At 64.4% G+C, this 12,352-nt stretch carries 11 protein-coding genes; 6 read left to right on the top strand and 5 right to left on the bottom strand.

Going from position 1 to position 12,352, the window contains the following annotated elements; all coding sequences use genetic code 11:
- The first annotated feature begins 137 nt into the window (after window positions 1-137).
- Window positions 138-1,466, top strand: coding sequence for a non-hydrolyzing UDP-N-acetylglucosamine 2-epimerase (wecB, locus tag VXC91_RS25730; protein WP_329509708.1), 1,329 nt, complete (start codon window positions 138-140; stop codon window positions 1,464-1,466).
- A 685-nt stretch (window positions 1,467-2,151) separates the two neighbouring features.
- On the opposite strand, the gene VXC91_RS25725 is transcribed toward wecB, so the two are convergent.
- A complete protein-coding gene (locus tag VXC91_RS25725) occupies window positions 2,152-3,441 on the bottom strand; it encodes an O-antigen ligase family protein (protein WP_329509707.1) in 1,290 nt (429 codons plus the stop codon).
- A 632-nt stretch (window positions 3,442-4,073) separates the two neighbouring features.
- Between VXC91_RS25725 and VXC91_RS25720 the strand changes: the two genes are divergently transcribed.
- Window positions 4,074-4,259 (top strand): hypothetical protein, encoded by a 186-nt coding sequence (locus VXC91_RS25720; protein WP_329509706.1) that lies wholly within the window; start codon window positions 4,074-4,076, stop codon window positions 4,257-4,259.
- 80 nt (window positions 4,260-4,339) lie between these two features.
- Complete coding sequence (locus tag VXC91_RS25715) at window positions 4,340-5,215, top strand: WecB/TagA/CpsF family glycosyltransferase (protein ID WP_329509705.1); 876 nt, start codon at window positions 4,340-4,342, stop codon at window positions 5,213-5,215.
- A 415-nt stretch (window positions 5,216-5,630) separates the two neighbouring features.
- Here the strand turns inward: VXC91_RS25715 and VXC91_RS47070 are convergent, their stop codons facing one another.
- Together VXC91_RS47070 and wecC are read right to left on the bottom strand one after the other, a co-directional pair.
- Window positions 5,631-6,341, bottom strand: a complete 711-nt coding sequence (locus VXC91_RS47070) for a transposase (protein WP_408057473.1) — start codon at window positions 6,339-6,341, stop codon at window positions 5,631-5,633.
- Window positions 6,342-6,405: 64 nt separating this feature from the next.
- Window positions 6,406-7,647, bottom strand: a complete 1,242-nt coding sequence (gene wecC / locus VXC91_RS25700; protein WP_329509704.1) for a UDP-N-acetyl-D-mannosamine dehydrogenase — start codon at window positions 7,645-7,647, stop codon at window positions 6,406-6,408.
- 249 nt (window positions 7,648-7,896) lie between these two features.
- Here wecC and VXC91_RS25695 point away from each other — a divergent pair, with 249 nt between their 5' ends.
- The gene (locus VXC91_RS25695) at window positions 7,897-8,661 is read left to right on the top strand and encodes a glycosyltransferase (protein ID WP_329509703.1); all 765 of its coding nucleotides are present in this window, start codon (window positions 7,897-7,899) and stop codon (window positions 8,659-8,661) included.
- A gap of 141 nt (window positions 8,662-8,802) precedes the next feature.
- A complete protein-coding gene (locus tag VXC91_RS25690; protein ID WP_329509702.1) occupies window positions 8,803-9,816 on the top strand; it encodes an FkbM family methyltransferase in 1,014 nt (337 codons plus the stop codon).
- Window positions 9,817-9,852: 36 nt separating this feature from the next.
- Here VXC91_RS25690 and VXC91_RS25685 read toward each other — a convergent pair whose 3' ends face one another.
- Window positions 9,853-10,779, bottom strand: a complete 927-nt coding sequence (locus VXC91_RS25685) for a hypothetical protein (protein WP_329509701.1) — start codon at window positions 10,777-10,779, stop codon at window positions 9,853-9,855.
- A gap of 130 nt (window positions 10,780-10,909) precedes the next feature.
- Window positions 10,910-11,902, bottom strand: coding sequence for a GDP-L-fucose synthase family protein (locus VXC91_RS25680; RefSeq protein WP_329509700.1), 993 nt, complete (start codon window positions 11,900-11,902; stop codon window positions 10,910-10,912).
- A gap of 290 nt (window positions 11,903-12,192) precedes the next feature.
- Here VXC91_RS25680 and VXC91_RS25675 point away from each other — a divergent pair.
- Window positions 12,193-12,352, top strand: a 160-nt coding sequence (locus tag VXC91_RS25675; RefSeq protein ID WP_329509720.1) for a GDP-mannose 4,6-dehydratase, incomplete at its 3' end; no start/stop codon positions are given.

The raw sequence follows: 12,352 nt of genomic DNA, 5'->3' as shown, positions 1-12,352 counted from the left end.
CGCTCCGGGGAACATCGACCGGCGGCGTTGCCGCCGGTGCTGGGCACGGTGTCACGAACCCCCCGGTAGCCCCGAGGCGCCGAAGAGCAGGGGGCTGCCCCAGCCGCAGACCGGCGGCGCTCGGAAGGAGACTCGGGTTGAAGCGACTCATGGTCATCTACGGAACGAGACCAGAGGCCATCAAAATGGCCCCCGTCATCGAGGCGCTTGAAAAGTCTCCAATGTTCCGAGCGACGGTGGCGGTGACCGCCCAGCATCGCGGTCTGCTCGACCAGGTGCACGCGTTGTTCGGTATCCGAGCCGACCACGACCTCGACATCCTCAGCCAGCGCCAGTCACTGGCCGACATCACCATCCGCGTGCTCGACGGCATCTGTCCCTTGCTACAGCGTGAGTCCCCGGACGCAGTGCTGGTCCAGGGGGACACCACGACCGCGTTCGCCGGGGCTCTCGCCGCGTTCTACAGCCAGATTCCCGTAGTCCACCTGGAGGCAGGACTGCGCACAGACGACCGCTACTGTCCCTTCCCGGAGGAGATCAACCGCCGTCTCGCGACCCAGCTCGCGTCGCTGCATCTGGCGCCCACCTGGCAAGCGCGGGACAACCTGCTCCGGGAGGGCGTACTCCCGTCGTCCGTTGTGGTCACCGGGAACACGGTCATCGACGCGCTGCGCTGGGCGGTCGGCCGGAAGACGCACTACGGGGATCCAGCGCTGGCCGACCTCGACGACACCACCCGTCGCGTCCTGCTGGTGACGGCCCATCGCCGGGAGTCGTGGGGGAGCGGAATGGAGTCCATCGGCGGCGCCGTCGCCGATCTGGCCCGCACGGAACCCGAGCTCCTCATCGTGCTTCCACTGCACCCCAATCCGGTGGTCCGTGCAGCCATCCTTCCGCAGGTCACGGGGCTCGAGAGCGTACGTCTGACGGAACCGCTGGCGTACGGCGCCTTCGCTCGGCTGATGAACCGTGCGCACCTTATCCTGACCGACAGCGGCGGTATCCAGGAGGAAGGGCCCGGCCTGGGCAAGCCCGTCCTGGTCATGCGGGACACCACAGAGCGTCCGGAAGCGGTCCGGGCCGGGACGAGCCGTCTGGTGGGGACCGATCGCGAGCACATCGTGAAGCAGGTGCGACTGCTGTTGCACGACCGAGCGGCACACGCGGCGATGGCGAGGGCCGTCAACCCGTACGGCGACGGATGTGCCGCGGACCGCACAGTACGGGCGATCGGCCACTGGATGGGGCTGTGCGGACGCCCCGCAGAGTTCGGCTCGGAGCCGGACGGCGCGGGCGGCTCCACGTCAGCGCCAGAATCCGCGAGTGCCGAACACGGCCTTGCCGCACAGCGGGGCCCGCTTGACGCCTCGGAAGCCGTCATGGTCCACGAGCAGCACAACCACATCCGCATCCCGCACCGCGGTGGCGTAGTCGACGAGTTCGGCCATGCCGGTGCGTGCCAGTGAGTGGGCAGTTCCCTGATGTGCGGCTCCGCGACCGATAGTCGACCCACCTGCCGCTGGGTAAGTTGCGTGACAATGTGCAGGGCCGGGACCCCTCAAATCGTTGATGTCCGCTGTGAAGGCCAGGCCGAGGCCCGCAATCACGGAGTCCTTGAACTGGCCGGCCGTCCCCAGCACCTGGCCGGGCACGTATTCGGGCCGGGCGTCGTTGACCTCGTGGGCGAGCCTGATGAGCCGAGGCTGCCGCGGCGCGGTACCAACGATGGATCAGGGATCCACGGCGCTGCAGTGCCCGTCGACTCCCGGCCAGGGCCGCAGGATGTCGACGTGAGAATGCGGCTGCAGAACCGACTGCACCTGGCAGGCCAGGCGGGTGCTCGTCTGGCGGCCGCGGTCGGCATCACTGTGAGCAAGGAGACGCCCTGCTGCCGCGGATCCGTGCCGTGCTCGGACGTCGGCGATATGGATGTACCGGGGGTGCCCCTATTCTCTTTCGTCAAGGGGCGACGGGTTTTTCTATCCAGATTAGATGGTTTGGGAGACTGAAGTTTCCCCGTGATGTCGGCACCCGGCACGTCAGCGTGATCAGATAGCTCGCCTTCTCCACGTGGATGAGCGTGTACAGCTGACTCACCGGTCGCTCTCCTTCGCGAAGAAGGCAGTCGCTTTTCAAGATCTCGATCGCCTGCTAAGGACCTGAAATTGCCCTGGTGTTCAGCACGGCGAGCCCACCGACACAGGAGTGCCGGCGGTCACTCAACGTGTCCTCCTTCGTCGGAGGCCCCAGCCTCGTGCATACGTCGGCGGACGCCTGTTCGGCGAGGCTGAATCCTACGAGTACGCCGAGCGGCAGCATGGCGTAGAAGTAGATCAGCACGTTACCGGTAATCATGATGAGGCTGACGCCGCCGAGCGCTAGTGCGGCGGCGTAATGGGGGGCCGCTCCGCCTTCCGGACTTCTGCGGGCGCGCCGCCAGCAGTTCGCCATGATGCCCATGTACCCGAGGAGCCAGAGTCCGAGCCCGATGTAGCCGAAGTCGTGCCAGAGCCGTAGATAATCGTTGTGCGGCTCGCCCGACGTCCTGATCGCATTCCGGACGATCCTCGTCGCACTTCCCGCGCCGAAGCCGAGCCAGGGACTCGTACTCGCGTGCTGACTCACAAGAGACCACAGGAAGTCCCTGCCGGACGAGTTCACCGCCATGCCATGGACCATGACCAGGTCACCGGTGAAGAACCGTTTGTGAACCGCTGGGATGTATGTCAGCCCCAGCCAGCCTACGATCGCCAGCGCCCCCAGCCGCACCACAGCCTTCAGTCGGCGGACACGACGGGTATTGCACAGAGAGACGAACACGAGCAAGAGGCCGACCGCCGTCATGGCGGTGCGTGAACCGCTGAGCACAGTTTCCAGGAACAGGGCGTAAGGCAGGAACCGCGCACCTCGCACGTATGCTGCGAACGGAATGACAGCCGCCGCAATGACGACGGCCTGGACACCGAAGGACCGTGCCGCGTATACGCCTTGGGCATCAAATCCGAGACGCAACAAATCCACCCCGTACATGGCAACTCGCAGCCACCCCACCACTACGAGGACTTTGATGAAACGGATCACGTCCGCCTTCTCAGCACGGTGCCAGACTGTGAGGGTCGTGCTGATGAAGAGGAGGTAGCAGGCCAAGTTCTGCACACCTTCGGTGGTCAGGCCGCGCTGCACCGTCGTACAGACCGCCCAGCTCAGAAAGATCCACAGAGCCAACTGTGCTTGCCAGGAAAGAAAACAGAGACGTGGTGGCATAACTCCGCCTGCTGCACCGTCTCTCCAGCTCGGCTTCCTCGATTCCCGCGCAGGGACTCCGGACGACGAACGGGCCGTCAGTAACGCGATCACACTTAGCACTGTAAGCAGCGTCGTCAACGCCGCAGAAAGAGTCACCGACGTGGTCAGCTTGACCTGGAAGGCGATGTCGCCCACCAGGAGAACGAAGAGGGCAGCCAACACTGAAAAAGGCAGGTTATGTCTCACCACTCCCGTTCCTGTTGTCCTATTCACGATCCCTCAGCCTGACACAAAACACCTGTTCTTGGTGGGAACTTCATCGGCACGTCGCGCCAGCACGAGAGGCTTACGGGGGCTCACTCGGTGACGCAGGCGATGCGGACGGGTGTTGTTCTCGACTTCGTGTGGCCGAGATGATCTCATGGGTTCACTTGATGCTCGTCTCCCTAAGAGATGGAAATGCTTCAAATCCGCAAGAGGTGCCTCTCGCCGTCGGGTCCGACAGTTTTGGTTCTGAGACAACCCGCGAACCTCGGTGGGATGGGCCAGGCCGCCGAATTCCTCACGCCAACCCTGTGCATGCATTGCGGAGTTGTGGACGTCGTGAGTCTGACCGCGAAGCGACCCGAACGTGCACAGTGTCAAGCAACTTGGTCCGCGAAGTCACGTGCCAAATCGATCGCCGCTGTCTGGAAGTGCGCTCCATCTGCCATGCAATGCGTGGACGAGGACATAGGTCTCCTCGACCCAATGACGCCGTGCCCTTGGACGAAGGTCGACGCGATGGCACTCCTAGCCCGATGCGGCGAACCTTCGAAGACGGGTGCATGACAGCGTTCGAGTCCACTGTCGACTCGATAGCCGATTTCCTCGCAGCGTGCGTAAAGGCTCCCAAAGCCCAAGGACACCAGCAGAAGGCGGACCAAGAAATGCGGTCGGGCTACGAGCCGGAGTGCGTGCAGAAGACGTTCGTGCGCTTCTGGCAGAGCGCGGACTTCCAGTGGAATTCATGAGGGAAGGGAGACATAGGGTGCGTAGGCCCACACTGTTGGACGGGGATGCCGCAGGGGGAAAGGCAGGATTCTGCTCTCCCGTGACGGTGTGTGGGTTGCCGATTCACCCCCTCACGATCGAGCAGTCGGTCTCCGTCGCGGAGGCGCTGATCGCGGACGGCGGCCCGCACCAACATGTTGCGGTGAATGCCGCCAAGGTCGTCCAAGCCCATGACGATCCGGAGCTGGCGCGGATCATCCACGCCTGCTCGCTCGTCAACGCCGACGGACAGTCCGTCATCTGGGCTGGCCGGCTCCTCGGCCACCAACTACCCGAGCGCGTCGCCGGGATCGACTTTATGCTCTCTCTGTGGCGCAGCGCTGCACACAACGGATACCGCGTCTACCTTCTAGGCGCTGGGCAGGCGGTGGTGGAGAGGACCGCGCGCATCGCCGTCCAACAGGGCGTCGACATCGTCGGTTACCGGGACGGGTATTGGGACGAGACTGAGGAGCCGCGGGTGGTAGCCACCGTCCGCGAAGCGCGGCCGGATATTCTGTTTGTGGCAGTTCCGAGCCCACGCAAGGAGTACTTTCTGGCCCGCCACCAGAGAGATCTGGGCTGCGCGCTTACGGTTGGGGTCGGCGGATCCTTCGACGTGGTGACGGGACTGCGCAGCAGGGCGCCGCGGTGGATGCGCCGCGCAGGACTCGAGTGGCTTCACAGGATGGTCCAGGAGCCACGCCGGATGTTCGTACGGTACACAGTGGGCAACTTGCGGTTCGCCATGCTGGTGCTGGTCCACTTGGCCCGCAGCCGGGGCTGCGGGCCGAAACTGGGGTGGCGTGGGGAGCACCTGATTACCACTGGTGCAAGGCGCCAGAAGGCCGGTGGTGGAACTCCCCCCGCGGCCGCGACCCGGTCCCGGAAGCGGCGCACAGGGTTGACACGGACCGGTGGCAAGCCGGTCAAGTAGGCTCGGACTTCGTGCTCCCGTGACGGAGAAGGCGCAACCTGCGAGCGAGTTTTCAGACCATCCGGGCGGGAATGCAACAGCTCCTGGACGACGGTCGGCAGATCAGCCCATCGGAGGATCACACCCGCCTGGACCAGATACTGGATCAGGTCACGCAAGGGCCGGTACGCGAACCTCGCCGCGTCCTAGCCTCCACCTCTCCGCCGGCTCCGGCTGATCTGGGATGACGGCGTTGGCGACGTCCTTCCGGGCCGTGTGCGGTCGCGGGGCATGCCGAGGGCCCGACGCAGAGAGGCCGGGTTCCCCAAGGGTCCTCGAGGTCGTGGCGCCAGGGCCAGGTGGCGGCGATCCGCAGGTGCAGGGGGCGGGCGCCGCGGGTGATGTGGGCAGCAGCATGCAGGAGCCGGTGGCGGAGCTACTTCCGTTCGGCCGTGTCCAACTTGCCGTTGGCCAAGAGTGTTTGGGTCGAGGCAAGTAGGTCGATGGCTGCCAGGGATAGCTCCAGCCATGTGGCGTTGATCTGGAAGTGGCGGGCGGGAAAGCGGCCGAATCCGGTGCTCATGCCGCAGAGGATGCGGTCCTCGACGCGGGCGTGAGCGCGGTGGCGGACCTCCAGCAGTTGCAGGGGGCCCTGGCCATAGAGGGTGTCGGTGAGGAAGACCTGATGGCGCACGCCCTCGTCCAGGTCGAACAAAAACAGCTGGGCGCCGGGGTGCGGGCGCTCGCGGCGGACGATGATTCGGGTACCCGCGGGCATGGCAGGTCGACCAGACCGGTCAGCTCGGCGGCCTGGGCGCCATAGCGCGGGGAGCCGTCCTGCTTGAGTGGGTGGTGCCAGAGGTACTCGGGCATGTGGCGGATGGCCCGGCGAACCGGCTGATGTGGTCGGTGGCGGTGTTGGCCGCAGGTGACCCGGCCGTAGCACACCGGCCAGGGCTTCACCGGTGTTGTCGAGGAAGCACAGCAGGGGGCGATAGACGAAGCCGTGCTTGTAGGTGGGCGCCGCGTTTTCCTTCTCGGAGTGGCAGGTGACGAGGGTGGCGTCGATGTCCAGGACGAGACCGGGCAGTTCACGTCCGCCCGCGCGCGAGGCCGGGATGCCGTCCCGGGTCTCGACGGCGTGCAACCAGGCGACCAGGATCCCTCCAGCCGAGTTCCGCTCCGTGTCCGGCCCTGCGGGCGGCTCCGCATCAGTGCCAGAAGCCGCGGGTGTCGAACACGGCCTTGCCTCGCAGCGCGGTCCGTTTGACAGCGCGGAAGGCGTCGTGGTCCACGAGCAGCACGACGACGTCCGCGTCCCGTACGGCGGTGGTTGCGTCGACTAGCGCGGCCGTGCCCGTACTCGCCAGTGAGTCCGGCAGTTCGTTGATGTGCGGCTCCACGACAAGCAGATGACCCACCTGCTGCTCCGCCAGTCGCGTGACGATGTGCAGGGCGGGGCTCTCCCTCAGGTCGTCGATGTTCGCCTTGAAGGCCAGGCCGAGGCATGCGACAACGGGATCCTTGAACCGTTCGGCCGTCCGGACCACCTCGCCGAGCACATAGTCCGGCCGGGCGTCGTTCACTTCGCGGGCGAGCCGGATGAGCGGCGACTGCCGGGGGGCCGTCCCGACGATGAACCACGGATCCACGGCGATGCAGTGCCCGCCGACGCCCGGCCCCGGACGCAGGATGTCCACCCGGGGATGGCGATTGGCCAGGGCGATGACGTCGCCCGCGTCAATACCGAGATGGTCGCACACCATGGAGATCTCGTTGGCGAAGGCGATGTTGACGTCCCTGAAGGCGTTCTCGCTGAGCTTGGCCATCTCCGCGGTCGTGGCATCGGTGAGCAGGCACTCCCCTTGGGTGAACACCTCGTAGAGGTCGCGCGCCCGTTCGGCGCAGCCCTCCCCCACCCCGCCGACAACCCGGTCGTTGGTCGCGATCTCGATCATCGTCCGGCCCGGCAGCACGCGTTCGGGGCAGTGAGCAACCCGAACGTCGGGTGTGTCACCCGACTGGTGGGGGAAGGTCAGGTCCGGGCGATGCTTGCCCAGCCACCGGGACAGTTCCACCGTGGTACCTGGGGGTGAGGTGGACTCAAGGATGACGAGATCTCCCGCCTTGAGCACAGCCGCCACGGACACCGCGGCGTCACGCACGTACGACAGATCCGCCGTGCGATCCTCCTGAAGCGGAGTCGGCACCGCGATGATGAAGGCGTCCGCAGGCTCCGGAGTACCCGTCGCGCGCAGTCGTCCCATGGCCACGGCACCGCTGACGGCCACCGCCAGATCCGGTTCCACGAAGGGCGCCCGGCCGGAGTTGATGAGTTCGACGGTGGCCGGATTGACGTCGACGCCGATGACATCGATTCCGTTGGTGGCGAGCGCAACGGCGGTGGGCAGGCCGATGTAGCCGAGGCCGGCGACGCAGACACTGGAGAACACCAGGAGAATTCCTTTCCGGAGATGTGCCGCAGAGCGAACCGGACTGATGACGGTCCGGCGGAAACCCCGAGGTCACCTCACAGAATGGACCGGCTGGATACGCATCGGTCGACAAGCGCGCCGCGCAGACGACAATTCCGACACCCTTTTTCGGGCCGACTAACCGTGTCGGCATCATCAATCGGCCCTCAGCGGTGTAGCACTGCAACAGGAACACCCACACCTCGACGAAGAGGACCGGAGGCGGCAGTGGACGTCCTCAGCTTTCCGCGCGTTCGGCTGGTGGTGCCGACCAATGGCAAACGAGCCGGCTATCTCGAGGATTGCTTGACATCCATCCGGCAACAGCGCGAGCCCGTGGACCTGGTGATCGTAGGGCCGAACGGAGCCGGTCGCCTACTCCGGCAGGCCGCCGAACGCCACGGCTGCCGGTTTCTCGTGGAGGAGAAGCAGGGGCTCAGCAACGCCGTCAACCAGGGCTGGCGGGGAGCCACCTCAGACTATCTGGCGTGGCTCGGTGATGACGACCTGCTCACCGAGGGAAGCCTGGCCGCGGCACGTGCGGAACTGGACCGGGCGCCTGCCGCCACCATGGTGTACGGCTGGCTGAGGGTGATTGACTCGGCCGGCGCCACGCTCTACACGGTGCGCCCCGGTTCGTTCGCGTCCTGGTTTTCCCAGTACGGCCAGAACTGGGTCGGCCAGCCGGGGGCCCTCTACCGCCGCGAGGCCGTACAGCGTGTGGGCATGCTGGATCCCACACTGCGTTACACGATGGATTTCGACCTCCATCTGCGCCTGCGGCAAACCGGCCCGACAGCGTATCTGCCGCGGGTGCTCGGGGGCTTCCGAGTTCACCCCGACTCGCTGACAGCGACCAACCCGCAGCCCCGCGAGGAAGGGCGACGCGTCATGCGTCGCTATCTCGGCCCGAACGCCCGGCGCATGGAGAGATGTTGGTGGCCGGTGGCGCGAGGAATCAGCCGAGGCTGGGGTGCGCTCACGAAAATCTGATGCCCGGACGGAAACCGCTTTCCATCGCATTGTCCACCCTGGGATAATCTCGGTCCCCGCGCATCGGAATCACTTCCGGGGGACGCAGCTTACGCCGCGCGTCGAAAGAGCACTGAATAGAACCTCTGCTATGTTGCCCGAGTGAGCGATTCTTTGGCGATGACGAGAAAAATGACACCCAATAAGGTTGCCCAAGCGTTGTTGTCATGGGCGACAGCAGCGCACAACGGTTCCACAGGTCGTCGACTCATCAGAGCCTCAGCCCGGCACACTCGCAACTTCTGGGCAGCACACGGCGACCCACTCATCACCCATCGAGTCGCAGAACGGGATCTCGTCATGCCACTGTCGCATGATCTGCCCATTATTCTCGCCGCGTGGCCGCAATATTCGCAGAACATTGTACGTCTGACAGCCATGACCGTAGCAGCTCGCCAGGACGTCTCCATCGTGGACATCGGTGCGAATATTGGCGACACTGCCGCCCTCATGCGTGGAGCAGTGGCTGCCCCGATTCTCTGCGTGGAGGGTGATGAGCTCTTCTTGGACCTCCTGCACCACAACGTGGGGCAGTTGTCCGACGTCGAGGTCGAGGAAGCCTATGTTGCGACCCCTACCGACGACAACACCGACCGCACCCACACCGTCCAACGACGCGCAGGCACCGCCGCGCTAGTCCCTTCGGTGTCGGGGTTGACGCCGACACACCCCATTCGACCACTGCCGGAGATCCTGAGTTCCCATGCGCGCTTTTCCTCGCCCGGTCTCCTGAAAATTGACACGGACGGGGCGGACCCTCGCATCATCGTCGCCAACAGGGAACTGCTGTGGCAGACGCGCCCCGTCGTCTTCTTCGAGTTCGCTCCCCTCTGGGCCGCCAAGACCGGAGACGACAACCCCTACCGCGCCATTACGGCTCTGGCCGAGGTCGGGTACGAGGGAGCCCTTGTCTACGGCAACACAGGCGAACTCCTGCTTGTCACGAAGGTGGCCGAGCGGCATGTATGGAGGGACCTCGGGCGCTTTACGATGGCACATGGAAAAGGCCAGTACTACGACGTCGCAGCCTTCCACTCCGATGACGCCGAGCTGTTCGAGCAGGCTGCCGCCGCAGAGCGCAAGTTCTTTGACGAGATGACAGTAACACTGCCCTGATCTACACTCCGGCGAGGACGGGAGTTCAGCGGCACCTCAGACCATAAATGCCTCAGCGACCGACACATTCCGCTGCTCGTGCACCAGGTACAGTTCCAGATCACGCATCGAATACAACAACTGCGTGTGGTCATCCCCTGTATAACTGAGCTCGCCGTCGATGCCACGGGCGATCCGCACACGGGAACGAACGAAAGCGGCTTCGGGCGACAGATTCCAGAGATTTCCGGCTACGTCGTCGCGCACGAAGAACGCGTTGACGCCATTGCTCCCGACACCTACGAAACGGTAGCCCAGTGCTGCCCCCAGGTGGTGCAGCGCTGGGAGCGAAGCGCCCAGGAACAGCCCTGTGTAGTGGGCCTTTGAGGCCATGAAATCGGGGCGATAGGGGACAGTTACGGCCTTCTCGGAGCCGAATGCGCTGTTGTACTCGATGACAACGATCCACGGGGATACGACCGAGATCGCCCGCCAGACCCAGTAGTCGACCCCGTCGATGTCGATCGAGAGGACGCCGATATCACCTTTGACATCGGCCTGCAGGATCAGGTCGTCGATGTTTTCTGCGGTTACGAACGCCGAAACCGGCGTGATACTCCATCGCCATGCCATTTCACTGCGGCGAAGAAAATCGATGTGCGCCGTGCCACCGTTGAGGATTACACCCCGCCAGTTGCCTTTCATGGCCAGGAAACGAGTATTTGATTCAGAGTAGTCACCGACTCCGATTTCAATGAACACATCCGGCGGGGAGAGCCGGGACACCAGATACTGCAGGATGCCGTCCTCACCCCACTGGGAGAACACTTTGAACTCGGTGTCCCGGAGATGCTGCGGCTCCGGCAGCAGGCTCGCCAACCGACTCTCCATGGTCCCCATCAAGAAGCGTAGTTCGTCAATCCTGGCTTGGACTCCGCGATCGACAGCCCTTTGAGCCAGGTCCATGAAACCCTTTTTCAGCACCCAAGGACCGTATCAAGTAAACGGGGCGACATAAGCCCGATCAAACCCCACAACCAGTCATACTGCCCAAGCTTTTCCCCTGTTCGGAGCAATTGGACTTCCGTCTCTACCGGAAGAGTGGCCGCCTGGCTCACCCCGCCGTGGCGGCACCGGCACCCGTCGACAGGTACCAGGCGTAGGTACTGCGGATGCCGTCGTAGAGCGAGATCTCGGGTTTCCAGCCCAGCGCAGTCATCCGGGAAATATCCAGAACCTTGCGCGGCGTTCCGTCCGGCTGCTCCAAGTCCCAGTCCACAGAACCCTGGTAGCCGACCACGGATGCCACCATCCCGGAGAGGTCCCGGATGGTGAGGTCTTCTCCCGTGCCCACGTTGACGGCTGCATCCGAGTCGTACCGCTCAAGCAGGACCAGACAGGCACGCGCCAGATCATCGGCGTGGAGGAATTCCCGACGTGCGGTGCCACTTCCCCAGTTGACGACTTTTGGTGCTTTCTCGACGTACGCCTCGTGGAACCGTCTGATCAGCGAAGGCAGGACATGCGAGTTCTCGGGGTGGAAGTTGTCTCCGGGACCGTACAGGTTGGTCGGCATGGCACAGATCCAGGGCAGCCCGTGCTGCCTCCGCACTGCCCGGACGTGCATGATGCCGGCGATCTTGGCAATGGCATACGCCTCGTTGGTCTCTTCCAGGACTCCGGTCAGCAGGGCTTCCTCTCGCACGGGCTGCGCGGCGTCCCGGGGGTAGATGCAACTGGAGCCCAGGAAGAGCAGCCGCTGGACGTTGTGCTGCAATGCGGCATCCAGGACGTTCAGCTGGATGCGCAAGTTGTCCGAGATGAACTCCGTGGGTCGGGTGGCGTTCGCCTTGATTCCTCCGACCCGTGCTGCCGCCAGGATGGCGATGTGGGGCCGGTTGGTCGAGAACCAGTCGAACACCGCTGCTCTGTCCCGGAAATCGAGATCCTTGGAGATGGGCCCGAGTAGCCCCGTGAATCCCTCGGAGGTCAGATGCCTCCAGATCGCGGAGCCGACAAGTCCCCGCCGTCCTGCAACGAGGATTCGCGCCGAGCGATCCAGCGGACAGTGGTGCACAACAGTTGCCCGTGGGGGGTTCGTGGTCATGAGCGGGCGCTCCAGTCAGAGAGTTCGGTGAGCGGTTGGGTGCGACGTAAGCGGTGTCCAGTGTCGGCACTCGCTTTCGGCGCAACTGAGCCAGCAGGAACCCCTCACCGTTGTCCGAGGGGAGGCGATCGGCACTCCGCAGCCTATTACCCAACGCCCAATTTAGACACATAGGCACAATGCGCGTAAATTGATTGACTGTTCCCTACGCTGGCAGATGCCAGGGTCCCTTCGCCGGAAGGCCCGCTCGGCGGCACCGGATCCGAGGCCACGCCCGTAGGGAGTGTGTAGTGACAGTCAAAAAGGCGCTCATCACCGGCATCACCGGCCAGGACGGTTCCTATCTCGGGGAACTGCTTCTGGAGAAGGGATACCAGGTGCACGGTACGGCCCGTCAGGTACCAGCCTCCGTTCGACAACGGTGCGACGGGCAGAGAGGGAAGCCCCACC

The sequence above is a fragment of the Streptomyces chiangmaiensis genome (assembly GCF_036281785.1).
Taxonomy (GTDB): Bacteria; Actinomycetota; Actinomycetes; order Streptomycetales; family Streptomycetaceae; genus Streptomyces; species Streptomyces chiangmaiensis.
The sequence above is the reverse complement of the archived record's forward strand: the minus strand, read 5'-3'. Positions and strand labels throughout refer to the sequence as shown.